This is a genomic window from Pseudoalteromonas sp. T1lg88 (genome assembly GCF_002964765.1).
Taxonomy (GTDB): domain Bacteria; phylum Pseudomonadota; class Gammaproteobacteria; order Enterobacterales; family Alteromonadaceae; genus Pseudoalteromonas.
Genome location: NZ_PQCF01000031.1, coordinates 456,425 through 481,128, shown reverse-complemented (window position 1 = coordinate 481,128; position 24,704 = coordinate 456,425). Strand labels below are relative to the sequence as shown.

Sequence of the window (24,704 nt, the reverse complement as noted above, 5' to 3'; positions counted from 1 at the left end):
GTTGACACTTTTTCAGCACCCTTTGGAGAGTGTTTTCAAACCAACAACTCAGCGTACTTAAGGTGATTATTCGCTCGCCTTTAATTCATCATGTTGATGGGGGTATTCAATACCGCTCAGGTGGATAGCCGCAGCTTTACACTCAGTTTGGGAGAGGTTGCGCGACGACAGATGGGTATGAGTGTTATCAGAAGGTCCTTGCACAAAGGGTTAAGGTTATATTGAAAAATGAGTACCTGCTGGCCAAGCCAAAAGATCTGAAACAGGTAAGAAGGATGGTTGCTGAATCGGCGGCTACTTGTAATGAACCAAGGTGGCAGTTGGCTTTAAAATAAAAAACGCCCGATGAAGTACATCAGGCGTTTTAAACGCATATCTGTCAACCCACGTTAGTGCGGGTCAAAGGGCTTGCTTAAGGCGGTGCCTTAATCTTCTTTTTGTGCGTCTTTTACCGCTTTTAGTTTGGCGGCATGGTCAATCTCAAATTCAGGCATTTCTTTGTTGCCAGCCATCAAGTAGTTGTCCATCCAGCGCATTAAACGCAAGCTGTAGTCGTATTGCGCCGCAACCTTACGGTTACCATGGCCCTCACCCGGGTAGTACACCAGGCGTACGTCTTTACCTTGCACCTTCATATAGCGATATAGCTCCATGGATTGTGCCGGGTGAACGCGCGGGTCGTCTTTACCATGCATAATAAGCAAAGGTGTTTTTGACTGGCCGGCCCAGTAGATTGGGCTGCGCTCCAGGTACCACTGCCACTTATCCCAAGGGTAAGAGCGGGCGTGTACCAGGTGCATTTCGGTGGAAATATCCGTGGTACCAAACTTGGAAAGCTGGTTGGTTACACCCACAAACATCACGCTGGCGGCAAAGTGTTCGGTCAGTTTAGTTGCACCCCAGGCCGAGGCATAACCACCGTATGAACCACCGGTAATACCCACGCGCTTGCTGTCAACCAAACCCATATCTACTAGGTATTGCTTCATATCGACTAGGTCGTCGAACTCTTTACCTGCATAGTCGTTTTGACCCAGCTTAGAGTACTCAACGCCTTTACCCGTTGAACCACGGTAGTTAGGATAGAAAACCGCATAGCCGCGTGCTGCACCCATTTGCCCCGGATCTGAGTAACTTGTTACCCAGCCGTTTTTATCGTGGCTTTCAGGACCGCCGTGTACCGCCATGATCAGCGGATACTTCTTACCTTCTTCATAATCGAGCGGGTAAACCAGCACACCACCGATCTCAACGCCATCGCGGGCCTTAAAGGTCAGGGCTTCTTGTTTGGCGAAGCGCTTGTCGTTTAACCAAGGGTTTGAATCGCTTAAACGGGTCGCCTTAGAGCCGCGCACCATATACACCTCGTTCGGGTGCTTGGCGCTGTTGGCGCTCAGGGCCAGGGTTTTGTCCGAGTCGGAAATGCTCAATGAGCCGGCGATAAACTTACCTTCTTTAACCAGCTTCTTGTATGTGTTTGAGCCAACCTTGATCTGACCGATAAAGCTCTCAGGGCTGACCTGGGCCACAAAGTTCAGGGTGTTGCGCTTGTTTGACCATTCAAAATCGCTGATATGGCCCATAAAGTCAGGCAGCCATTCGTTGATCTCACCGGTTTCGGTGTCCGCAAGGTATAAGCGGCCCGTTGCCGGGTCGTGCTTGTCATCGGCACCGAGAATCGCCACATAGCGACCATCGTGCGACAGCTCGGCGGCGCCTAGCTTGCCTTCGGTTTTAAACGACAGGGTTACTTGCTTGGAGGCCAGATCGAACAGGTGCCATTGAGACTTCATGTACTTGTCGTCAATCAGCGCCGTTGGCTGGGTCTTAACCAATAGCTTTTTGCCATCGGCAGAGTAGTTCATATCGCTGACATAGCCGTCGATGCTGATGGCTTCTGGGTCAAGAGGCTTATCAGAGGCGGCAAGGTCAACCAGGTGCAGCTGTTTGTTATCCAGACCTAGCTCATACACTTCGGCCATAAAGCCAAGCTTTTTAAGCTCTTTTTCAGACTTGTCTTTGGCTGGCATGGCCAGTAGCGCTACCTGTTCACCATTGGGGCTTAGCTGATAGCTGGCAATGGCGCGGCCTTTAAGGGCCATGACTTTTTGTGCCTGACCACCATCGACAGGGATCTGGTACAGGGCAGTGAATTTATCGTCGCCCAGCTTGGCCAGGAAATAAACATGCTTGGCATCGGCAGACCAGCTGATGCTCTTAATATTGACCTTGCCGGTTATAAACGGACGTTCAACGCCTTCGTCATCAATAACATACAATTCGCTGTAGTTAAGACCGTTTTCGTCCTTGTAGAGCTCACGTGGCAGGGAGCGGGTAAAAGCAACCTGCTCGCCATCCGGGCTGATAGCGGTTTGTAAAACGCTTTTTATTTTTGGAATGTCTTCAACCGTGATGGTGTCATTGGCAAATGCTGGAGCGCTTACACCCACGGCCATGGCCAGGGCTAGCGTCGATTTCAATAATTTCATCTCTGTCCTTCGCTTGTTGTTATGCCAATTCTGTTAAGTATGTGATCAGATATAGCGTTGGATAAATGATGTGATAACAAGGCGGAATTTTTCCTATGTAGTTATTCTACATATAAAAATTCCAACACCGTTAGCACGATATTTAGCCCGCTAGAATGATTAGCTATTTAAGTGAATTGGTATTAGTGGTCGCTATTCTACAAAAGCGCACTGCGAAAGCCAGTGTTTGCGATTAAGCTCGTAATCGGTGGGTTAAACAACGGGTAGCAGTAAGATGTCGGTGGGAACTGGGGAGCAGCTACCCACCAACAGGGTTGGGATCTGGGTAAGGATCTCAGGCGCTAGGAGCTTATCCTGTCCGTCACTGAGCCAGCTCTTCGCCTTGCGCCGCCACCGTATGCAGGCTAGTAAGCTTGTAACCGGAAGTTGTGCTGGCATCGGCCTCTAAGATCATTATATAGTTACCATCGGCGGTCACATCTACCGCACCTTGTTGATGCAGCACTATCTCCTGACCATTGTCCTCTAAAATGGCGTAAAATCCGTACGTCTTATCGAGTAGGGTTAAAGACTTGGCGCCATAGCTGTTTAGGCTGTCGAGATGATGTTCGGTTTGCGAAATGGGCTGACCATCTAGGGTAAAATAAATGTCCAGTTTATTAACCGGCAAACCGGCGTACTCATCGACCAGATTCACCACAGTCACCTGATGGCTGACGCTGTGAGGCACCAGGTTTTGCGCCACACTCATCAGTCTTGGGCCGTGTTCGGCATCCTTATAAAAAACGCCCAGAGCGCTTTGCTCCTGCTCCAGGGTTAGCAGGTAATTATCTACCAGGGTATTGCCTTGTTCATCAAGCATGGAAATGGAATAGCTGTTCGGTGCCAGTTGCAGTGTCTGCGACAGGGTATCAGCGTCGGTACTCGCCGTACTTAGCTGGAAATCCCCCTTACTGGCGGTGAATTGGGCGCTTGGATACTCGTCCATGCTGTTGTAAAACTGCACCTGAGCCTGGGCATCCTTGTTTTTCAGGCTATAGGGAGTATTGCCATTAGTGATAATGTCCACCGTCAGATAGTCGCTGCTATTGTCATAACTGGGGCGAATGGCCATGACCAGGGCATCATCGACATTGATGCGGGTTTCATCGGATTGCCAAATCGGCGTCGTGCCGCCGGCCTCGGTCAGGTAGAAGGTATAATCATCTATCTTATGCTCTGTGCTTGCACTCAGGGTTTCAAACATGGCCGAGCCAACCAGCTCTGCTTGCTCGAATACACCATCATCCGCGGCCATATAAAGATCGAAATTACGTTCTGCATTGGTCACATTGAGCATTTGCAGTGAGAACATATCGCTGGTTTCACGATAGGGCAAGTCGACACTTAGCAGCTTCTGCTCTTCGATATTGCCATACATCATGAGTAAGGTCTTAGTGTCGTTACGAATACTTAAGGTGTCGCTGATTATATCGACCAGATTCCCCTGATCGTTACGGTATTGAATGGCGAAGTCATAGTCATCCGTGGTGTAGCTGTGCGTTGATGTGACATTGCCAAGCTCCGCCGTGGTGCGCGCTACATCGGCGATGCTCAGGGTCATGGTGGGACCATTGGTGGTGCCGTTGTATAGCTGAATGCTGCCGGAGTCGCTGCTGCCGTCGGAGCTGCCGCCGCAACCGCTGAGGCTGACTAAGGCGGTGCCAAAAAGTGCCGCCAGGGTTGGCTTAAGACCTTTATTATTGTTGTGTTTCATACTTGATTCCATCGTGAACTAGATGCTCAGTATGACCGATAAAAAACAAAAAAATCCCATGTTTTACATAGTATTACTCCGCTTAACAGATGTTTACACAAGTGTGAAAAAGTGTGCGATTTTACGCTGGATAATTACATATGTAGCGCCGCAGAAACCCGAGCGCTGTGCATCAACATAAGGCGCTTATTTAGGGCGATACAGGGAGTCCAGATCAGGGATATTCAACTCCCAGCGGGGCACGGTCTCGCCGATATAATGTCGCACCGCATCCAACAATAAGCGGGTGCGCACAGGTAGATCGCGATGGGGGTAGAGGGCGTACATGGCGCTGTAGTCGGGCAGGTTTATCTCGCTCAGCAGCGGCTGCAATTGGCCAGAGGTGATCTCATCCTGGATCAGCAGCGCCGGCACCAGGCAATAGGCGGTGCCGGAAAGCACCTTGTCTATCAGCACCTCGCCATCATTGGAGGTATAGACGGCGTTGATCACCTGCTCGCAATGCTCACCTTCGGCATTGATATAGCTTATCGAGTCTAAGCGCTTATGGGAGCTGGTATAGGTGGCCGCGGGCAATGCGCCTAGCTCCTCCATGGTCCTAGGCTCGCCATAGGTGGCGATAAATTCCGGGCTGGCCAACAAGAGCATGCGGTTGCGGGCAATTTTACGGGCAATCAATGACGAATCTCTGGGCTCGCCGATGCGAAACGCCAGATCAAAGCCTTCGGAGATCATATCCACCGGGCGGTCGTCCAGACGCATATCCACATTGACCTGAGGAAAGCGTTTTTGGAAGTCGTTAATCACCGGCTGAATATAGCGTCGCCCCAGGGTGTGAGAGGTGGCGATGCGCAACAGGCCGCGTGGTTCCTGATGGTAGTTTTCCGCCAGTTGCACTGTGTCGGCCAGCAGCATGCGTAAGTCTCGGGCCTTTTTGACCATTTCGGCTCCGGCGGCGGTCAATGAAAACGAGCGGGTGGTGCGATTAAGTAAGCGTACGCCGAGCTCGTCTTCCAGTTTGCTGATCTGTTTAGATATCACCGACCTGTCTATATTGCGCATGGCCGCGGCCTTGGAAAAAGAACCCTGCTCCACTACCTCAAGTAGCATAATAAGTCGGCTGGTGGTATCCATAGCTGGCGTCTCGGTGGGGCAATAATTTATTGATGCCATTCTGGCATTAATGTTTTTATAAAACCAGTGTATCTGATGACGCGGCGGTTATTTACCATGGTAAGGTTGAATCTTGGCGCCTATTTGCTCAGTATGAGTATTGCAGCGGCGTCAACCGCGATAATGATATTCGCCATCAGGCGTTGAAACCACTTTTTAATCATAGGAAATAGCTATGTCCGGCCCCAACCCCACCATGCAGGCTCTTGTACTACATGAAGCTTCGCCAAGTCTGGCGCTGAAGTTGCAAGAATTGCCGGTGCCGTCCATTGGTGCCAGCGAGGTGCTGGTGGAAGTCGAATATGTGGGTCTGAACCATATAGATGCGCGCCTTGGTGCGGAGGGCTTTTGTCGTTGGCAATATCCTCATGTGCTTGGTATTGATGCGGTAGGCACTGTTGTTGAGGCGCCGGTCGGCGTGTTTCCTAAGCGCGGCACCCGGGTGATCTTTACTACCAGTTTGGCGGATCAAGGGGTACTTAAGCGCTATACCAAGGTGGCCAATTATGCGGTTGCTGAAGTGCCCGAGTCCATCCCCAGTGCTGTGGCCGCCACCTTGCCCAATGCCGGGATGACGGCGCTGGCGGCGCTGGACAAAATTCAGCTGCAGGCCGGCGAGAGTATTTATATTAATTCCGGCTGTGGAGCGGTGGCTCACTTTGCCATTCAATATGCGCGTCAGCGCGGTGCCAAGGTATTTGTCAGTGCACCTGAGCGTGAGCACGAGCGCATTAAGGCGTTGGGCGCCGATGTAGTCTTTGCCAGCACTGAAGAGCAACTGGCGCGGGATATTAAGCATGAACTCGGCCCCGATGGTTTTGACACCATACTCAATAGTTGTGGTGGTGACACCTTTGTTACCGATTTGGCGCATCTGCGCTTTGGCGGCCGTATTGCCTGCCTAAATGGTTTTGCCGAAATTCCTCAAGAGCTGTTATTTAGCCGCGCGCCCATTATCGCCGCCGTGTCTTTAGGCGGTGCCTGGCTGGCTAATAGCTTGTGTGCGCAGCAAAAATTAAGCTTTATGGGGCAACAGCTATTGCAGGATGTGGGCTCGGGTAAGATTCAGGCACCCGGCCATCGTATTTTGCCTTTTGATACCGAATTGGTGGGTGAAGCGCTGCGTCAACTCTATCAACAAAGTACCGCCGTGCGCCCCGTGGTAGCGGTTAAGCCACGCTGAGGCTCACCGCATGAATAAAATTAGCCCTTATCTGGGCACACTAAAATGAACGTGAGTAGGACAAGGAAATAAAGTCCAGCCCCGGGTTAGGGCTTTCAAAACCGGCATTGGAATAATGCAGGTAGCGCAGTCCAAACTCGGCATTATCCAGTTTGTAGACTACGCCTATTCTGTCTTCAAACTGGTAGTGGGTGCTTACGTCCTTGCCTGCGAACTGGGTGTCATCTAAGAGCGACAACCCTATGCCAAATTCAAACAGCACCGGGTGGCCCCGATATTGGGTGATGGGGTATTGAAATACCGGGGTTAGTGCCACAACAAAGTTGCGATCATAGTCATTGTTGTCGCCATAGCGCCAGAAGTTCACACTGCTTTCAAAAAACACCTCAAAATTATTGAAGCGCTCCGGCAGGTATTCGCTGAGATAATACTGATAACCTAATTTGATCCCTTGCACATCCCCTTCACCCTGAATGTAATGCAGGGTGTAGCCATGTCGTGGCGTTTCCTGTGCTTGGCTGGCAGCTAGGGGAGCCAGGCTTAAGGCCCCGGCCAAGGTGGCTAACATTAGTGATTTCATACGCTTAACCTCACAACAAAAAGGGCGCGTACTATTCATTGTGAGGGGCTAGGGATCAATGGAGGAAAATGCACAGTGGTGGTGCGAACTTGGCACCAATAATCTAACTATATGAATACTAAGAATAAATTTATATGTGCATAAATGGAATCAATAATGTGCGTATTTGTTGCTTATATTTCAAAATACGATCCGCTACCATGGCTGCCAATTCGATGTGAGGAGAGTAGCCAATGCGCGCACCTAAGCTGTTTTTACTGTTTATTACCACCGCCATGCTGAGCTTGTCGGCCGCCAAGGCGCAGGCAGCCAATGCTGAAGAGCCTTATACTATGCTTAAGCAGGTCGGCGAACAGCTATTTGTAGATATCGGCAATATAGAGGCCGATGAACAACAGAAAAAGGCCGAGCTACGCACCCTGGTTAAGACGCAGTTGATCCCGCATATCGACACCAAATTCGTGTCCTTTAAACTCCTTGGTAAGCATGTACGCGAAATCAATAAGCAGCAGGCAGTCGCCTTTATTGATGCCGTTGAGTCGTATTTGGCTCATACCTATGCCAATGCTTTGATGAGCTACAAGGGCCAGGAAGTACACTTTATTAAGCCTAATGCGGCGCCAAGCAATGGTTATACGGCGGTGAAAACCGAGATAGTTGAGGCGGGCAAACCGACCATAGATATCGTCTTTAAACTGCGCCAAGACAAGGCCGGAAGCTGGCGCGTCTATGACCTGGTCGCCGAGGGTATTTCACTACTCGATGCCAAGCAAAAAGAAATTATTGCCCGTATCTCTGAGGTGGGTATCGACCAGGTGAATCAAGAGTTGTTAGCCAAGGGCTAATGTAGAGTTCTGTTCCTGCAGTGTTTTGGGGTGAACTTGTAGCCTTAACCCATGAGGCTCCCTCCCTAGGAGTTCCCCCTTTTTTTTCTGCTGGAATACGGTGAGTACAATTTGCTAGTACGTTGTTGTTATTGTTGTGACAACATTTTCAGGTGAACTTATGGCCTTTTCCCTGTGGCCTCCTATCAATAAGTTCACCTTTTTTTTGCTACCAATTCTGTTAAGTATGTGAGCAGATATAGCGCTGGATAGATGATGTGATAACAAGGCGGAATTTTTCTTATGTAGTCTTCTCCATAGAAAAATTCCAACGCCGTGAGCATGATATCTAGCCCGCTAGAATGATTAGCTATTTAAGTGAATTGGTACTAGAGACTTTTCTTTGGTGGCAACACCACGTTCGCAAAAATAAGCCCGGCTACAAGGGACATAAAGATCAAAAAGGTTTGCTGGCCGATATGGTCGGCATAGACAAAATCCTGCCCTTCAATCAGTGAATTAAGCCCTATATAGGTTTTTGACCCAGGCACCAGAACGATCAAGCCCTGCATGGCAACGATGGAGGCCGGGGCATTGGCGATACGGTTAAAGAGGTTACTAAAAATCCCCACCGCCAGGGCGCCAACAAAGGTACCCAAGGTGTAATCCAAGTAAGCTGCAGAGCCGATACTGGCACCATAGGCGATAAAGCCGGAGGCCAGCGACCACAGTGCATGTTTGGCTTTGGTTCTAAAAATAACCACTAGCGCCGAACAAAGCAGGAGGATAGCGAGCCAGGCAGTCCATTTGGGTAAGGGCTCAGGCGTTACAAATTCTGCCTGCCCAAAGAGTGCAAAGCCGATGCCGATGCCGATAAAGGCACCGAAATAAAGCTTAAACAGCAGCATAAAGGAGTCCATTACTCGCGCCGTACCAGACACCAGATGCCGCGCCGCCAGTTCGGCCAGACCCAGCGCCAAGGCGAGGCCGGGGATAAAGACGATAATACTGGAGAGCACCACTAAACGTATATTGATCTGCGCGTCTAAATACACGCTAACGGCACAGGCTAAAATGGCAGAAACCACGGCCACCAAGGGTTCAAGCATGTGTCCTACACGGCGCGAATAGCTTGACCAGAGCACGAATAAATACACCACCAGGGTGAGCAGGCTGGAATAAAAAACATCGGTCCAGCTGGTGCCCATCAGCATGGCAAAGGCGCCACCAGACATGGCAAAGGCACCGGCAGTTACCAAACGGTTGTAGGGGGCGGGCATCACGGCGATTTCATCGAGGCGCTTATCCGCCTCGTTAATGGTTAATTCGCCCTGGATAAGGGAATTTACCACTTCGTCGGTGTTGGCTAGCGAGCCGAGATCATGATCGCCCGGATCAACGCGGGCGACATGGGTGTACTCGTTCTCATGACCTTCGGTCCAGATCACAAAGGTCACCGAGGTGGGTGACATAACAAAGGAAGATTTCAGCTCCAAATAGGTCGCGACCTCCATCAGGTGCGCCTCGAGTCGATAGGCCGGAGTGCCGTATTTATGCAGCATTTTACCGAGCTTAACGATAAATTTACGTTTTTCTTTAAAGAGAGCGTCTTCCACGCGGGGTCCTCGGTTGTTGTTCAAAATGCACAGAGCGTGCGCATTTTATTAATCTAAGGTTACCTGTCTACTGATTTCTATCAAGATTTTATTGAATTTTTTGCCTCAATCCACTGTGCCATGTATTGGGTACTGCGCATGGTGTGGTGTTTGAGCATTTGCCCGGTGAAGTTATCTCGGCGGTGCAGTGCCAGGTTTTGTTGCATGTCATTGATGCGCGCCAATAAGGCGGACGCCAGGGTGTTGCTGTCGTAAACCTGGTTCAGTATTGCTCGGCCATGCTCCTGAGCGGTAGTAAACTCGGCCTCATTTTCATGCAATTGCACCGCGGCATCGGCAAACGCTTGCGGGTCGTTGTGCAGCGCACCATTCCAAGGTAAATCCAAATGCATGCCCTCGGCGCCAATAGAGGTGGTTACCGACGGCGTTGCGGTGATCATGGCTTCCAGCAGCTTGCCCTTAATACCGGCACCAAAACGCAGCGGTGCCAAACACACCCGCGCCGCGCTCATAACCTTAAGGGCATCATCGGCCCAGCCCTTGATCAAAAAGCCGGTCTTGGGGTTATGCAAGGCGGTGGCTTTTGGCGGCGGGTAGGAGCCGTAAATATGCAGTTCCGCCTTGGGCAGTTGCTTGCGGATAAGCGGCCAGATCTGTTGTAAATAGAGCACCGCATCCCAGTTGGGCGCATGTCTGAAGTTGCCTATGGTCATAAAATGTTGACGTTCGGCAAAGCTCGGTGTGTGCTTGGGCAGGGCGCTTAAGTCGACCATAAAGGGCAGGTGATGTAAGAGCTGAGAGTCGACTTTAAATACCTGGTTGAGCAACTGCATTTCGTAGCTGGAGATGATCAGGCTGAGATCGCTGCGCAAAATAGCGGCGATTTCACGCTTGGCCAAATCCGTGTGCAGGTCGGCGGTATCGAATTCCTTATCCGCTTTATGGGCTTCATGGCGGGCGCCACGTAAACATTGTAGATCCTCGGTATCGAGGATTTTTAATGCGTTGGGCGCATATTTATCGACCCGCCAGCCGAATTGTTCTTCCATCATAAAACGGTCGAACATCACAATATCCGGCTTTAGTTCGCCAAGATAAGCATCGAAACTGCTGCAATTGAGGGCAATATCCGTGCTGCTGATGCCATATTGCGCCAGGTCTTCCATATGCTCGGTGCGCTGTGCCGGTGAGGCAAATTCTACCTGCCATCCTTGTGCGCGAAACAGTTTTAATAGCGACATCATATGGCTGCCGGCCGCCGAGGAATTTGGCTCTGGCCACACATAGCCAATCACTAATACTTGGGTCATAAACAAGACGCTCGTTTGATAAGGGTTACATCGATAAGGGTGCGACGGGGTACGCTTTGGCCATTGAGTAAGGCGGTTAAGATGCTCAAGCTGTGCTCGGCAAGGTCGGTACTGCGATAAGCCACAGAGCTAAGCGGGCAAGGCAAGATGGCGGAGTCCGGCAGGTCGCCAACGCCCACAAGCTTCACCTTATTGCCAGCACTTAGGCCAAGACTTGGCAGGGAATCGAGCACACCATAAGCGATTGGATCGCCGGCGCATAATATGCCCAGGGGCGATGCCAGCTCCGTAGAGTCCGCCTCATCGAGCACGTCTGCCAGCGCCGAGTTACTTAGGGCCTGCTGGCCAGCTAGGCGGGTATTGTCACAGGCAATCAATTGGCGCGTCAGAGGCTCTTGATGCAAATGCAGCGCCTGCTCAAATCCTTCCACCAGCTGGCTGTAATCGCTGATTGAAGGAGCGCCCAGTAGGGTCAGGGATTTACAGCCCTCGGCTATTAATGCCTGAGTCGCCAAAAAAGCACCGCGCTGGGTATCGGCAAGTACACAAGGAGCTTCGCTAAAAGGCACTTCACGGAGCACATTAATGATCTGCATGCCGCTTTCGCTAAGCGCATTTTGCCAGGTGACATCCGTGCCAGTGGCCGGACACAAGATCACCGCGGTAACATTAGACTCCCGCAGGCGTTCCATCAGTTGTTGTTGGGTCTCAAGCTCATCATTGCTGCACAGCAACATGGGCACAAAACCCAGCTCAAGTACCCCTTGCTGCAAAGTGATTGCCAGCTCATTGAATCTGGGATCAGTCAAGGTCGGCAGCATAATGGCCACCAAGGTCGAGCGTTTTGAGCGCAGCGCCGCCGCATCCCGGTTATACACATAGCCCAGCTCAGCCATTGCCTGGCGCACCTTTTCCTTGGTTTTATCACTGACCTTATCCGGTTGGGTGATCACCAAAGATACGGTGGATTTAGACACTCCGGCCTGGTGGGCAACATCAATGATGGTGATTTTAGGATGAGGTGCTGTGCTGGTCATGTTGCTATCGGGGGCTGATTAAGCGTTATATGGTAGCAGATTCTGCGCCAAACTAACCAGTTAATCGCAATGAGTTGTTTCGTTTATATCCCCAGGTAGACTGTACCCAAGAGTCTGTTTATTTAGATAAATAGGCCCAAGAGGATAATAATCACAACAAAAGGGTTTTCTATGAAACAACACCTCATCGCCTCCGTGCTCCTCGGAGCAGTGGGCTTGATTTCGGCGCCCACCGCGCTTGCTCAGCAAGAAGCGTTGGTCGCTGCACAAAATGACGGTGGCTATCAAGTGCCATCGAAAGAGCTGGCGCAGGTCGTCGATGCCAAGTTGGCACCGCGTTCCATGTTATCACCGGACGGCCAATGGCTGGCGTTACTTGAACGCCGCCGCGTTGAGAGCTTACAGGAGCTGGCCAAGCCAGAGCTGAAACTAGCCGGTATCAAGCTCAATCCAGATAATTTTTCTCGCTCGCGAGTGCGCAACAAGTACACGGCGCTGACGTTTAAATCCCTCGAGGGGGATATTACCCTGGACGTAAGCGGTCTGGATGAGGGCATTATGCGCTCGCCGCAGTGGTCGAGCGACAGCCGCTATCTAAGCTTTGTCTATGAAACGCCGGCATCGGCCACCTTGTGGGTGTACGACATCAGTGCGCGTACCCTGAAACAGTTGACCGAGCATGCACTTAACTCAGTGGTTACCGCCACCCCGTATCAATGGATGCCCGATGCCAGTGGCTTAATCATTAACCAGGCGGTTAATCTGGGTAAAGCGCAGCCACAAGACGATGCCAGTACGGTTGTGCCAGTGATCCAACAAACCACGGGTGAAAAGGCGCCGGCCCGTACCTATCAGAATCTATTGACCAGTCCCTACGACGAAGCGCTGTTTTCCTTCTATGGGCAGGGTCAATTGATGCGTGTGAGTTTGGATGGCGAGGCCAAGGCCATAGGTAAGGCTCAGCTATTTAGTAATTTCAGTATCTCACCCGATAGCAACAATATTCTTGTTGCCACCTTGGATCAGCCCTTCTCTTATCAGGTGCCGTATTTCCGTTTTGCCACTACCTGGTCTGTGTGGGGAATGAGCGGCTACGAGCTAAAAGAATTGGTTAAACAACCCTTGGCCGACAATATTCCTCAGGGTTTTGACAGCGTGCGTACCGGTCCTCGTGACTTTGACTGGCGCAGCGATAAAGGTGCAACGCTTATCTGGGCCGAAGCCCAAGATGGCGGTGACATGAAAAAAGACGTGCCGCATCATGACCATATTTACACTCTAAGTGCGCCGTTTAAGCGCAAGCCTAAGCTGTTTGCTAAAACCGAGCGTCGCTTTTCCGGGGTAACATGGGGCAATGAGAACCTGGCCATGCTGTCCGAGTGGCGCTTTAGCGACCGTCAGGTGCGCAGCTGGATTATCGCGCCAAACGATGCAAGTGCTTCGCCGGTGCTCTTCTCCGAGCGCAGCTATAACGATGCCTATAAAAACCCGGGCGACCCCATTTACACCCACAATGATTTGGGCGTGCGCGTAATGCAGGTCGTGGGCGACCGCTATATTTACCTGCGCGGCGATGGTGCCTCACAGCAGGGTAATATCCCGTTTTTAGACAGGTACGATGTTAAAACCAACAGCACCGAGCGCCTGTGGCGCAGCGAGGCACCTTACTATGAGCGCGTTATTGACCTGTTAGACGAAGAGGGTGAGCGCTTTATTACCGTGCGTGAGTCTAAAACCGAACAACCCAATCTGTTCGTGCGCGACTTGGATGACGATTCCCTGACGCAACTGACTCAGTTCCCTCATCCGTATCCGGCCTTTAAAGGCATTCAAAAAGAGCAGGTACGCTATAAACGTGACGATGGTGTTGAGTTGTCCGGTACCCTGTATTTGCCAGCCGGTTATGAGCCGTCACAAGGCCCAATCCCCGTGCTGATGTGGGCCTACCCACTGGAGTACAAGGACAAAAATGTGGCCTCGCAGGTGCGTGAATCGCCTTATGAATTTACCTACATAGGTTATTGGGGCCCTATGCCTTATTTGGCCAAAGGCATTGCTGTATTCGACGACCCGAAAATGCCCATAGTTGGGGTAGATGGCAAGGAGCCGAACGACACCTTCCGCAAGCAGCTGGTCGCCAGCGCCCAGGCGGCGGTGGATGTCCTGGTTGAAAAAGGCGTGGCGGATAAGGACAAGATAGCCATTGCCGGTCACTCCTATGGTGCGTTTATGGTGGCCAACCTGCTGGCCCACAGCGACCTGTTTAAGGCCGGCATTGCCCGCAGCGGCGCCTATAACCGCACGTTAACGCCATTTGGTTTCCAGGGCGAAGAGCGTAACTTCTGGGAAGGCCAGGCGGTGTACGCCAATATGTCACCGTTTTTCCATGCAGAAAAGATTAACGAACCCATGCTGATGATCCATGGTAAGGAAGACCCCAACAGCGGCACCTTCCCGATGCAAAGTGAACGCATGTATGCGGCAATGAAAGGCCTGGGTAAAGACGCTCGTCTGGTGATGCTGCCCTACGAAGCACACGGCTATCGCGCCCGCAAGAGCCTGCTGCATGTTTTATGGGAGCAAGAGCAGTGGCTGGATAAGTACCTGCTCAGCGACACTAACGCTAACGCCGAGTAAATTGCGTTTTAAAAAGTAAAACCCACGCCTAAGCGTGGGTTTTTTATGGGGGAGGCTAAGCCTTTTGCTCGCTGTAGATATCGGGTTGCCAAATCTGCATTAGTATTTCCGGGTTCTCTATCCCTTTGAAACCATATTGAGCATATAAACCATGGGCATCTCTTGTGGCCAACACCATACGCCTTAACCCCTGTAGATCCGGGTGAGAAACAATCGACTCTACAAGCCATTTGCTCAGCCCTTTACCGCGATGCGCTTCGACTACAAATACATCGGCCAGATAGGCAAATGTCGCTCTTGGAATGCCCATGGCCCAATAACTTTGCGAAATGAATTGATAGATTACCTCGAAATCCAGGTCTTCATGGTTTGTACTGATTCGATATCCTTTCATTGAACCTTCCTCGCTTGTTACTCGCCATTTTCCTTGGCTGCAGATTGCCTGAAGCCATCAAGTGGCATGGTGATAGCAAAGCATACGCCTCCTTCACTGTGCGACTCATATTCCAGCGTTCCGCAAAAATATTGACTAATAATTTCATGTGCTAAACACAAGCCCAGCTCCGTAACTGTTGCATCGCGGTTACCGACAACAAGGGTATCGAACAGGTTGCCTTTTATAGCATCAGGAATACCACAGCCGTTGTCGCAAACCCTTATTGTTAGCTCTTGATTAGTTAAACTGGCTTGAATGTGTAATTTATATTGGGTGGATGGATGCTCAAAGGCATGGTTAAAAGAATTTTCTATCAAGATAGCCAGAGGCAGATGCAGTAAAAATCGAGGTGCTTCAATTTGAATGTGTTCATCGACATCGATGTCTAACTCTACATCCATCCCTTTGTTATCCGCGTCTTCAACACAGTCGCGTATTTCATCTGCAAGCACGAGCATTTGTGCTTTTTCGTCAAATCCATACTGAGTAATCACTTTTAGTTTGGTCATTATATTGCTGATGCGACTGGCGCTGTTACCGACTAAATTCGCACAATTTTCTATGCTTTCAATTGATTCAAGTAAGGATGTTTTGGCTAATTTATTCTCGTTAACACAGGCTTTGACCTCTTCAAGGGCAAGAAGCTGACTACTTGATGCGGTCACGGCAATGCCAACTGGCGTGTTTATCTCATGCGCTAGCCCTGGAATAAGGCGCATCAAGGTTGCCGACTTCTCGGCGTTAACCAACCTGGCTTGTACCCGCTCAAGATCGGATACTGCGGCACAGAGCGCGTTATTTTTTGATACGAGCTCGTTGGTTTGATTTTTTACTTCAGAATTCAAAAAGGAAATAATGTTTTTGCGTATGCGTGAACGGGCGTTGTAGAAGAAAATGAGGACGCAAAGTAGGGATAAAAAGCAAACCACAGCAGCGAAATAATAGACGTTGAGTTTCATCGTAGAGTAAGCGATAAACTCGTCCAGCTTTTGTTCTCGAATAGATAAAAATTCGTTGATGTGGCTCATTATGCGTACCTTACTTTGCAGATAGGCTTCGCTATATAAGATTGTTAACGCTTCTTGATTTTTACCTTGGCGCACTAAATCAAAGGCTTGGTTTTCTAATAGCACCAAAGATTCACTTTGCTCATAGGCACGCGTCAGGGCTGTTAACTCTTGCTCGGACGCGCCATTTTTTTTGAGTAGGTCGAGCAGTGATTTAGGTTCGCCACTGGGGAAGGGGGGTGACCCATCGAGCACCATAAGCATGTCCCAGTACACCCTGTTGAGGTGTTTAGGCCTGGGGCTCTCGCCGGAGCGAATACTCAGAATTTGTTCAAAAAACTGTTTAAACTTGGGATTCGATGTAGCAGCATAGGCTCTTGCCATCATGGTGAGTTGATCTGAACTCAAGCGTAGTTCTTGAGAGAGCCGTACTAGGTTAAAGTTTTGCTCCAAGCCTTTTTGTTGCTCACTCTTACTGACAAACGCTAAAACCACAAACACTAATGCGGCTATAAATAAGGTTAAACACAGTCCGATAATATATTCAAAGTATTTGAAACTAAGAAACTTGTGATATTGCTTTTCATTCATGGATCAATTCAGCTCGTAACTAATATAAAGCTTAACCCGTGATTCTTAGTATAGGTGAAGTTTTTTTGGCCCTGCGTGTTCTTGTTATGGAGGGGTGAGATTTATGCAGGCGAACTGCTGTGTTCCAGCTAATTCTTCAGACCTTGATAGCGGTGAGAAAGCAAACCAAAGTAGGTCTATAAACTCCCGGATTTATATCTACAAGGTAAGGAGTTAGTGGTGAAAATGCAGCACCAGAAAAGTGCTGCATAGGTGTTTGGTTTTATATTTAAAGCCCAAACGGGTTATCGATACTGTGTGCCGGCTCGGTAAACCACACCGGGCCTTTTTCCGTGGTATAGAAGTGATCTTCCAAACGCACGCCAAACTCGCCCGGGATCACCAGCATGGGCTCGTTCGAGAAACACATGCCCGGCGCCAGCACCTGCGGGTTGTTTTTAACCAGATAGGGCCATTCATGAATATCTAAGCCTATGCCATGGCCGGTACGGTGCGGGCAGCCTGGTAGGTGATAATCCGGGCCAAGGTTTTGCTCGGCAAGGTAGCTGCGTGCGGCCAAATCGACGTCACCACAGGTGTTGCCTACCTGCGCTGCGGCAAAGGCTTTAAGCTGGGCATTCTTTTCAATTTCCCAGAACATGCGCTGGCGCTCGGTGGCCTCGCCAAACACATAGGTGCGGGTGATATCGCTTAAATAACCTTTAAGCTGACAGCCTGTGTCAATCAGCACCATGTCACCTTGTTTTAAGGTTTGTGCGTCCTTTACGCCATGGGGAAAGCTGGTGGCCTGGCCAAACAGTACGATACAGAAATAGTTACCGGCAACGGCGCCTACTTTTTTGTGCGCCGTATTAATAAAGGCTTCCACCTCGCGGGTGCTGATCCCTTCATAAAGAATGGATGCCGCGGCCTTGTGTACTTCCAATGTCATGTCCATGGCACGTTGGATCAGCGCTAGTTCATTGGCTGATTTTTGCATACGGCAATGCTTGGTCACCTCGCCACCATTAATCAGGGTGTAATTGGGCGCGGCTTTTTTGATGCCATCGGCAATAAAAAATTGCGCGCTTTCATCTATGGCCAAAGTAGCTGTGTCGCCATAACCCAGTTGCGTCATCACCTCGCGCACCAGTTCATAGGGATTTTCTTCTTCTTGCCATGCATGAATGGGGGCATCAATCACCTGGTAGTCGCGCAGCGAACCAATTTCAAAAAACGGGGCGATAAAAGCAATATCACCTTGGGCAGGAAGAAGGGCACCCACCAAACGCTCACTCGCGTACCATTTTAAGCCGGTGAAATAGGTCATATTGGTGCCGGCATTAAGGTAGACGGCGTCTATGCTGTTGGCTTGCATATAGGCCTGGGCTTTGGCTATTCGGGTGCGGTACTCCACCTCTTCAATGGGCTTAATATCCGTGGTCATGTCGCTTAGCTGCGCCAGTGCTTGTTCTTGAGTTTGATAGCCAATGCCTTTCATTGCGCCTAGCTCCTTACTTATTGAAACCGCGAGATGCAAAATGCATCGAGATTTATCGCAGTGGGTTGTTCGTTAATACTTGCTGCTATCAGCTTGCTCCTTGTTGCCACTTGAGTCAGTCCTCAGTGCTGCGTGTAACCAAGCCGCTGGCACAGCACTTTACTGTATGCAGCGATACACACAACCGGTTTGCGATAAGTGTGTGTGGTCTGCGCTAAATAACTGGCAAAACCTCTGGGAAGGATGTATCGCCTCAACGCGTAGGGCCACATACTCTGCGCCCGCCTGAGCTAATGTATCAAAAAGATGACTGCTCAGCGCTTTTGGTGATACGGCATCGCCTACCTGAGTAATAAAAGGGTATGGTTAATATTGGTGCTCAGCCTAGGCCCAAGGGCCAGCTTTTGCTCATGAAATAAATGCCAATCCAGTGAGGGTATATCCATTGAGATACAAGAAGCAGAACTCAGATTAAATTACCTAAAAAACAAAAAAGCGCTCACTAGGAGCGCTTAAAGTAACGATTATAAAGGAATGAAACGAACCCCTTTAGCCTTGACCACCTTTTAGGTTGCCCTTCGGTACCTGGCAGCCATTGGCCTTGAGATAGTCGACTGCATCCTTGGCCTGTACTAGACCCCAGCCATAAGCATAGTCATAGCCCGACTCACCCAGATCCTGCGCCGAGGCACGAAGCGCCATGCGAATACCATTTGCAGAGCATTCGGGGAAATTACTCCATACCAGAGCAGCGACGCCGGATACATGAGGGGTTGCCATGGATGTGCCGGACATTAGATCGTGATCCGGGAAGTTTGCCGATGAAATTGTGGTCTCTTTACCAAGATTATCCATCAACAACTGACCTTCTTGGTAGGTGACGGCTCCGGCAATCATGTCGGTTGGATTGATCATGGGGATCAATTTACCTGGCATGTTATTGCGCACGATAACACCTACACCACCGTCGGCTTCACATTGGTCCACTTTTTGAAAGAAAGGGATTTGTCCCCGTTCCATTAGGCAAATTTTGCCTGTGACATCGCCACAGCTTTCGGTACCCAGACCACAATCCACTAGTTCGCCGGTGACACTGCCTATACCCGAGTTTTCCATTGAGTAGTGCAGCACGTTTAGGCCATCTTGCACCACATTAAACTTATTAAAGCGAGCACCTCGTCCCTGAGGAACGGTCGAGAAAACATCCACGCCAGGGGCGCTGAGCTCAACCTGACTCGTGCGCTGGGAGAAAGACGCATGACCTTTAGAGCTATCGATAGCGGCTACGGAAACCACACTGTCGTATGAAGCTGGGTAGCTGTGGCTCGGCTGGCCCGAGTTACCTGCGGCGGCAATCATCAGCACATTGTTACGCGCGGTCTTGGCGATGGCACGTTCCTCAAGAGGGCTAGAGAAGGTGCCGCCTAAACTCATAGAAATGATATTGGCGCCCGCTTGCTCACATTCATTGATGGCATGAGCCAGATCCGAGGCATAAGCCCAGGCACCATTGCCTGCAAATACGCGGACGATATGCATATCAAGGGAGTGATCCGAGACCAAGCCCACGGTGCCGATGTCGTTGTTCACGGCCGCTATGGTGCCGGCAACATGGGTGCCGTGACCAAATGGGTCTTCATACCATACGCCAGCGCCTCCGTCTTCGGCACCTGTTACAGCCGCGCTAGGCAGATCTGGATGGCTTAAGCCATAACCGCTGTCAATTACGCACACCTTCTGGCCGCCTTGGTAGCTTACTTGATCACCTTGCACCATGGGCAGGCCATAGGGAATAAATTGGGTGCTGCCCTCAGACATCAGCTTTCGCGGCATGTCCGGATAGAATGCCTGAATGCCCTTTAATGCGGAAACATTGCCAAGCTGGCTTTTATCTAGGGTGATCGCCAGACTATCCAAATCTGATAGTTCGCGATTTATTTGAATGCCTTGCGCAACAAGCTGTGATTTAACGCTATCAAAGTCGTTGGCGTTGACCTCTAGGACCATGCGCAGTGGCTCGGCGGCCGCAGCGGGTAGACTCAGTAGGGTGGCGATACTCGCCGCAAGTAGGGTTTTATTTTTTAGTGCTTTCATTTTTGGCTCCTTGCGTTTAGGCGTCGTCATCGCTTGATGGACAATCTTGTACTTGAACGTTACCGCTCATGGTTCCGGCATTGTGATAACCCTCATACGGGCCAGACTCGAGTAACATCACATTTAAGATGCCATTGGCACCAAAGCCCGAGTTGATCCCCTCGCCGATATCCATCATGCAGGCAAAGCCTGTTCCTTCGCCGGGCGCACCTGGGTTGGTAGAGTCATAATTAAACTCAACCTGGAACATGCCTTCGGTACAGATATCTTGTTTGCAATGTTGAGTTTCATCCTCAAGACCATCTGGGTCGACAGGGTCAACACTGCATAAGCCGGCGCCAGAGACACTGGCTCTAAATGCTACGCCGCCGACTTGTTGCCAATCGATGGCGGTTTTATCCTGGTAATTTACGCGGCCGTTAATGTCGCCATCACAGCGTGCCGCATGGGCGGTAAAGACCGCCTTGCCGTCACCGCCTTGCGAGTGCAAGGTGCCGCCGACCGCCACACGGCCATCGAGCTTGGCGCAACCGCTTAACGTGGTCATTGCCCCAAGTATGAGTAATCCTAGATATGTTGATTTCATTGGACCTTCCCCAAAAATTTAAGATTTTTGTTTTTATATGTGATGCCGCTTGTTGTGCAAAAGGCCATTCAGGCGCTTTACCGACAAGCAGCGATTTACTGCCTACAAAAATTAGTAGAGCATTCGCCATCTGATTACAACGCCCGCTCTTTGCGCAAAGTATTGGAAATGGGGCGGGAGAAAGCGCGGTGGAATTAAAAAATCAGTGTTAACAGGGTGTTAAATTGGCATCGAAACACATGTGCTAAATGGTGTTAATTTGTACTGTTCTGTATCAGGCGTTGGCATTTAATACTTTTTACTGTTGTTAGAATATAAACTCTATTATTTTATTAGTATCAGTCACTTAACATTTGAGCCAGGTTGCATATCCGCTGCGATAACGAAGAGGTTGTGTGTCGTTTTAGGAAATGACATCATTTAAGCCTTTGGATATTGTCTGCAACTCAATAGAGGAACACTCCTGTATATCGCAGACGTTATAGAAAACTAAAGGCGTGAGCCATCACCTTTACCTGCCGCAGCGAAATTAAAAAGAAGCTATGATGCTTTGTTTAAATTGGGTTTGCTGAGATATTGATAGCGTAAAGGCGCGCTTGGCGCTGTCAGCGCCTTAATTGAGAAAAGCATTAGCCGTAACAGCCGTTTTACTTCATTTTTAGGGTCTTCTTACAAGGGTTTATATTTAACTATGAGTCAGGTTTTTTTAACGCGTTTGGCACGACTACAACATCTTATGCTCTCGCAGGGCGATGAACTGCTGATCGTACAGGGATTTGAGAATATCGCTTATCTTAGTGGCTTTTCCGGCAATGCCGCGACCCTGTTGGTGATGCCGCAAAAGGTGATGATGATCACCGACTATCGCTATTACCAGCGCGCCCTGAGTGAAACCCGGAATATCGAGGTGGTGCAGCGGGACCGTGATAATGAAAGCTTGGGCGCCTGTATTGCGCGACTAAGCGGCAAAAATCTGCGCATTGGCTTTGAAGCGGCGCACTTTAGCGTGGCGCAGTGGCAGGGTATAGCTAGTGAATTGAACGCCGCCGCGCTCACACCAAGAACCGATATGGTTGAGTCCTTGCGGCGGATAAAAGACGAGGATGAAATTGCTTGCATACGTCAGGCTGCGGGCATCGCCGACAGTGCTTTGGCACATACGTTAACGCAAATTAAAACTGGTATCACAGAGCGTGAGCTGGCCATTGAGCTGGATTATCAGATGCAATTGCGCGGCTCTAACGGCACCTCATTCAACACCATCATGCTGTTTGGTGAGCGCAGCGCCTTGCCTCATGGTAATCCCGGGGAGAAGCAGCTGGCTGAGGGCGACTTTATTCTCATCGACTTTGGCGCCGTGGTGAAGGGCTACCGCTCGGATATGACCCGCAGCTATGTATGGGGGCAGCCTAGCACAGAGCAGCAGGCGATTTTCGATACGGTACAAAACGCCCAGCGCACTGCCCTTGATGCGGTGCGTCCGGGAATAAGCGCCCATGAGCTTAATGCCAAAGCCCATGAGGTGCTGCAAGCCAGTCCGTTTGGCCAATATGCCGGGGAAGGGCTAGGCCATGGCCTGGGTTTATTCTTGCACGAAATTCCATTTTTGAAGCCAGGCGAGCATTACCGCTTGCAAGCCGGTAATGTGATCACCATAGAGCCGGGCATTTATATCCCGGGCCTTGGTGGCGTGCGTCTAGAAGAGACATAGTAGTGACGGCAAATGGTTATGATTGCCTGACCCAGGCGCCGCAGCAGTTTATTTTAGGGGGCTGAAAAAACGCTGTTGGCGCTAAGCTGAGATAATAGAGTGACGGTTAGGGTAATGAACTTTTTTGTTTTTCTAAACTTACTGACAAGGAGGCTGAATGCCCTCACTCTTTTACCAATCCAAGATAGTTGCATTGGCAGTATATGAACACCTGGAAGTTGCGATGAAATCAATTATATATCTGATCATATTTTTAGTCGGTTATGTCTGTATCAGTTATTTTAGTGGGGAGCTGGTATTCTACCCTGGTGCGCTACCGGCTGTTTTCTTTTTATATGGAAGTGTCGGCGCAATTCTATTTCGGTGGCTATCGGCCAGGAAATTACGCATCAAGGAAGTGATCTTTATTCCCTTAATTTCAATTGGTTTAATGTTGAAGGCTTTCGATAGAGATGAAAACTTAATCGTAGGTTTGGGCTTGAGTTTTATGCTTTGCTTTGTGTTAGGAGTGGCGCTGGCTAATTGGTATTTAGCTCGCCAGCAGAAGTAAGTTGCAAGTTGGATATCATCAGAACAGAAGTCTTGAGCAGTGAGTTTATGCAAAGGCTTTAACTTTTAATCAATATTAGTACCTATCCAAAAAAGCTCTCTCTTCTTAGCTTATTTATGCCTTGCTCGTTGATTTGTCGGGTACAATTATTTAAATTGCACCATACAAATGATTAACAATTAACGGCATTATGATTAAAAAAACAAAAACAACGCTTTTCGCACCTGGGATCTTGAGTTTGGCGTTAGTGGGGTGCGGCGGCGGTGGCTCAAGTGATCCTGAACCTCAACCCGTTGTACAGTCTTATACGGTTAGCATTAATATCAATGGCAACGGCTCGGTTACCACGGATGACAGCAGCTATTCTAACGAACAGGTGGCCGTATTTACCGTGACCCCAGATGAAGGTTATTTGCTGGAAAGCTTCACCGGGTGTGGTGTTGAACTTAGCATTGAACAAAAGAACAGCACGGACAGCGTCACTGCCTATTCACAGGCCATGACTTCTAACTGTGAAGTAACAGTCACATTTGCCCAGCGCATTGAACTAAGTACAGCTATAGCCGATGAAACCTTACTGGCTTGCGCGCAAGGCAAGAACGACGACAATGTTGAAGGTAATCACTATGCCGATGAGGTCTATATTCTTAATTGCATGGATCAAGCGGTGAGCTCAACGCAAGGGCTTGAGTATCTAGTAAATTTGGAAACTCTTAATCTAACCCGTTCAGGGGTGAGTAGTTTAAATATCTCGGCAAATGCCAGATTAGGTAATCTGTTAGTTGATCAAAACAAACTCACCGAGTTGGACACGACCAATAATCCATATTTAACCTGGATAGACGCCGATTATAATGAGTTGACTCACCTTGATATCAGTCATAACCCCATACTAGAAAACCTCAGTGTGTATGGGAATAACCTGACGACGATCGATGTCAGCCAAAATACCCAGTTAAGCTACTTAAGTGTTGGCGCCAATGCCATTGCAGAGATTGACGTATCGCAGAACGAATCCCTTAGTTCACTGAATGTCGGTGCCATGCTGCTCACTGATCTTATCCTTGCTCATAACCCAAACCTGAAAACGCTGTATGCTGAAGGCAATCAATTGGGCAGTCTAGACTTTTCAAACAATCCGCTGCTTGAAACCGTTTCTTTGAGTGGCAATGTGCAACTGATGCAAATCGATGTATCCGTATTACCTCAGCTAACCAGTCTTTTTATTGATATGAACGAGACGCGCCCCGGTGTTATGTCGGAGTTGGATTTAAGTCAAAACAAAAACTTAGAGCGCCTGTGGTTGGGTTATCAATTGTTTACTCAGATAGACCTGGCTGCAAACCAGAAGCTTTACGATCTTAATATCGAGAACAATAAATTGACTAGTATCGATGTGACCAATAACCCAGCGCTTACCTCGTTGACCCTTAACGATAACCAACTGACCAGCATTGATCTGGCCAATAACCCAGAGCTTGATACCCTGTATCTAAACAATAACCCCTTGTCATCGTTGGACTTAACGGCAAATACTAAGCTGACGTCTGTGTATTACGATGGCGATGTTCAATGCGTGGGTGCAGCCTGTAACTAAGCGTTAGTCTTAGCTTCTAGGCTAAAAGTTATACCAACAAGGCGGGG

At 49.6% G+C, this 24,704-nt stretch carries 18 protein-coding genes; 6 read left to right on the top strand and 12 right to left on the bottom strand.

The genetic code is table 11. The annotated features are described in order from the left end of the window. Nucleotides 1–425: 425 nt before the first annotated feature. The 3 genes from C2M34_RS11390 to C2M34_RS11380 all read right to left on the bottom strand — a co-directional run bounded on the left by C2M34_RS11390 (nt 426) and on the right by C2M34_RS11380 (nt 5,379). Nucleotides 426–2,489: a S9 family peptidase gene (locus tag C2M34_RS11390; RefSeq protein WP_105258819.1), complete on the bottom strand. Its 2,064-nt coding sequence runs from the start codon at nt 2,487–2,489 to the stop codon at nt 426–428. Between the two features lie 361 nt (nt 2,490–2,850). Next, nucleotides 2,851–4,245: a hypothetical protein gene (locus tag C2M34_RS11385; RefSeq protein ID WP_105258818.1), complete on the bottom strand. Its 1,395-nt coding sequence runs from the start codon at nt 4,243–4,245 to the stop codon at nt 2,851–2,853. A gap of 186 nt (nt 4,246–4,431) precedes the next feature. Beyond that, the gene (locus C2M34_RS11380; protein WP_105201613.1) at nt 4,432–5,379 is read right to left on the bottom strand and encodes a LysR family transcriptional regulator; all 948 of its coding nucleotides are present in this window, start codon (nt 5,377–5,379) and stop codon (nt 4,432–4,434) included. Nucleotides 5,380–5,593: 214 nt separating this feature from the next. Here C2M34_RS11380 and C2M34_RS11375 point away from each other — a divergent pair, with 214 nt between their 5' ends. Beyond that, nucleotides 5,594–6,601, top strand: a complete 1,008-nt coding sequence (locus C2M34_RS11375; RefSeq protein ID WP_105258817.1) for a zinc-binding dehydrogenase — start codon at nt 5,594–5,596, stop codon at nt 6,599–6,601. 40 nt (nt 6,602–6,641) lie between these two features. Here C2M34_RS11375 and C2M34_RS11370 read toward each other — a convergent pair whose 3' ends face one another. After that, on the bottom strand, nt 6,642–7,181 hold the full coding sequence (locus C2M34_RS11370) for an acyloxyacyl hydrolase (RefSeq protein ID WP_105214443.1): 540 nt from the start codon (nt 7,179–7,181) through the stop codon (nt 6,642–6,644). A 233-nt stretch (nt 7,182–7,414) separates the two neighbouring features. Here C2M34_RS11370 and C2M34_RS11365 point away from each other — a divergent pair, with 233 nt between their 5' ends. Beyond that, nucleotides 7,415–8,026, top strand: coding sequence for an MlaC/ttg2D family ABC transporter substrate-binding protein (locus tag C2M34_RS11365; RefSeq protein WP_105214441.1), 612 nt, complete (start codon nt 7,415–7,417; stop codon nt 8,024–8,026). Between the two features lie 368 nt (nt 8,027–8,394). On the opposite strand, the gene C2M34_RS11360 is transcribed toward C2M34_RS11365, so the two are convergent. The 3 genes from C2M34_RS11360 to C2M34_RS11350 all read right to left on the bottom strand — a co-directional run bounded on the left by C2M34_RS11360 (nt 8,395) and on the right by C2M34_RS11350 (nt 11,968). Then, entirely contained in the window at nt 8,395–9,621 is a 1,227-nt protein-coding gene (locus tag C2M34_RS11360; RefSeq protein WP_105201610.1) for a threonine/serine ThrE exporter family protein, read from the bottom strand. A gap of 80 nt (nt 9,622–9,701) precedes the next feature. Then, nucleotides 9,702–10,931 carry a glycosyltransferase gene (locus C2M34_RS11355; protein ID WP_105258816.1) on the bottom strand — a complete coding sequence of 410 codons (1,230 nt, stop codon included), beginning with the start codon at nt 10,929–10,931 and terminating at the stop codon, nt 9,702–9,704. Beyond that, on the bottom strand, nt 10,928–11,968 hold the full coding sequence (locus C2M34_RS11350; RefSeq protein WP_105258815.1) for a LacI family DNA-binding transcriptional regulator: 1,041 nt from the start codon (nt 11,966–11,968) through the stop codon (nt 10,928–10,930). The genes C2M34_RS11355 and C2M34_RS11350 overlap by 4 nt, the downstream gene beginning before the upstream one ends. 171 nt (nt 11,969–12,139) lie before the next feature. Here C2M34_RS11350 and C2M34_RS11345 point away from each other — a divergent pair, with 171 nt between their 5' ends. Continuing rightward, a complete protein-coding gene (locus C2M34_RS11345) occupies nt 12,140–14,605 on the top strand; it encodes a S9 family peptidase (protein WP_105258814.1) in 2,466 nt (821 codons plus the stop codon). A 55-nt stretch (nt 14,606–14,660) separates the two neighbouring features. Here C2M34_RS11345 and C2M34_RS11340 read toward each other — a convergent pair whose 3' ends face one another. The 5 genes from C2M34_RS11340 to C2M34_RS11320 form a co-directional block, all read right to left on the bottom strand. After that, a complete protein-coding gene (locus C2M34_RS11340) occupies nt 14,661–14,999 on the bottom strand; it encodes a GNAT family N-acetyltransferase (protein ID WP_105258813.1) in 339 nt (112 codons plus the stop codon). A 17-nt stretch (nt 15,000–15,016) separates the two neighbouring features. Continuing rightward, nucleotides 15,017–16,639 (bottom strand): sensor histidine kinase, encoded by a 1,623-nt coding sequence (locus tag C2M34_RS11335; RefSeq protein WP_105258812.1) that lies wholly within the window; start codon nt 16,637–16,639, stop codon nt 15,017–15,019. Nucleotides 16,640–16,907: 268 nt separating this feature from the next. Beyond that, the gene (locus C2M34_RS11330) at nt 16,908–18,119 is read right to left on the bottom strand and encodes a M24 family metallopeptidase (protein WP_105258811.1); all 1,212 of its coding nucleotides are present in this window, start codon (nt 18,117–18,119) and stop codon (nt 16,908–16,910) included. A 549-nt stretch (nt 18,120–18,668) separates the two neighbouring features. Further along, on the bottom strand, nt 18,669–20,213 hold the full coding sequence (locus C2M34_RS11325; protein WP_158681437.1) for a S8 family serine peptidase: 1,545 nt from the start codon (nt 20,211–20,213) through the stop codon (nt 18,669–18,671). 16 nt (nt 20,214–20,229) lie between these two features. Continuing rightward, complete coding sequence (locus tag C2M34_RS11320; RefSeq protein WP_158677874.1) at nt 20,230–20,799, bottom strand: hypothetical protein; 570 nt, start codon at nt 20,797–20,799, stop codon at nt 20,230–20,232. A gap of 691 nt (nt 20,800–21,490) precedes the next feature. Between C2M34_RS11320 and C2M34_RS11315 the strand changes: the two genes are divergently transcribed. From C2M34_RS11315 to C2M34_RS11305, 3 genes are all read left to right on the top strand, one after another. Beyond that, nucleotides 21,491–22,510, top strand: a complete 1,020-nt coding sequence (locus C2M34_RS11315; protein WP_234398806.1) for a M24 family metallopeptidase — start codon at nt 21,491–21,493, stop codon at nt 22,508–22,510. Between the two features lie 157 nt (nt 22,511–22,667). Next, complete coding sequence (locus C2M34_RS11310; protein ID WP_105201601.1) at nt 22,668–23,060, top strand: hypothetical protein; 393 nt, start codon at nt 22,668–22,670, stop codon at nt 23,058–23,060. A gap of 190 nt (nt 23,061–23,250) precedes the next feature. After that, complete coding sequence (locus C2M34_RS11305) at nt 23,251–24,657, top strand: InlB B-repeat-containing protein (protein WP_105258809.1); 1,407 nt, start codon at nt 23,251–23,253, stop codon at nt 24,655–24,657. Nucleotides 24,658–24,704 lie beyond the last annotated feature (47 nt).

Coding starts and splice junctions, on each gene's coding strand:
- C2M34_RS11385 (WP_105258818.1), bottom strand. CDS start 4,245: ATGAAACACAACAATAATAAAGGTCTTAAGCCAACCCTGGCGGCACTT.
- C2M34_RS11330 (WP_105258811.1), bottom strand. CDS start 18,119: ATGAAAGGCATTGGCTATCAAACTCAAGAACAAGCACTGGCGCAGCTA.
- C2M34_RS11375 (WP_105258817.1), top strand. CDS start 5,594: ATGTCCGGCCCCAACCCCACCATGCAGGCTCTTGTACTACATGAAGCT.
- C2M34_RS11355 (WP_105258816.1), bottom strand. CDS start 10,931: ATGACCCAAGTATTAGTGATTGGCTATGTGTGGCCAGAGCCAAATTCC.
- C2M34_RS11325 (WP_158681437.1), bottom strand. CDS start 20,213: ATGAAAGCACTAAAAAATAAAACCCTACTTGCGGCGAGTATCGCCACC.
- C2M34_RS11390 (WP_105258819.1), bottom strand. CDS start 2,489: ATGAAATTATTGAAATCGACGCTAGCCCTGGCCATGGCCGTGGGTGTA.
- C2M34_RS11310 (WP_105201601.1), top strand. CDS start 22,668: ATGCCCTCACTCTTTTACCAATCCAAGATAGTTGCATTGGCAGTATAT.
- C2M34_RS11335 (WP_105258812.1), bottom strand. CDS start 16,639: ATGAATGAAAAGCAATATCACAAGTTTCTTAGTTTCAAATACTTTGAA.
- C2M34_RS11305 (WP_105258809.1), top strand. CDS start 23,251: ATGATTAAAAAAACAAAAACAACGCTTTTCGCACCTGGGATCTTGAGT.
- C2M34_RS11365 (WP_105214441.1), top strand. CDS start 7,415: ATGCGCGCACCTAAGCTGTTTTTACTGTTTATTACCACCGCCATGCTG.
- C2M34_RS11345 (WP_105258814.1), top strand. CDS start 12,140: ATGAAACAACACCTCATCGCCTCCGTGCTCCTCGGAGCAGTGGGCTTG.
- C2M34_RS11315 (WP_234398806.1), top strand. CDS start 21,491: ATGAGTCAGGTTTTTTTAACGCGTTTGGCACGACTACAACATCTTATG.
- C2M34_RS11350 (WP_105258815.1), bottom strand. CDS start 11,968: ATGACCAGCACAGCACCTCATCCTAAAATCACCATCATTGATGTTGCC.
- C2M34_RS11380 (WP_105201613.1), bottom strand. CDS start 5,379: ATGGATACCACCAGCCGACTTATTATGCTACTTGAGGTAGTGGAGCAG.
- C2M34_RS11370 (WP_105214443.1), bottom strand. CDS start 7,181: ATGAAATCACTAATGTTAGCCACCTTGGCCGGGGCCTTAAGCCTGGCT.
- C2M34_RS11340 (WP_105258813.1), bottom strand. CDS start 14,999: ATGAAAGGATATCGAATCAGTACAAACCATGAAGACCTGGATTTCGAG.
- C2M34_RS11320 (WP_158677874.1), bottom strand. CDS start 20,799: ATGAAATCAACATATCTAGGATTACTCATACTTGGGGCAATGACCACG.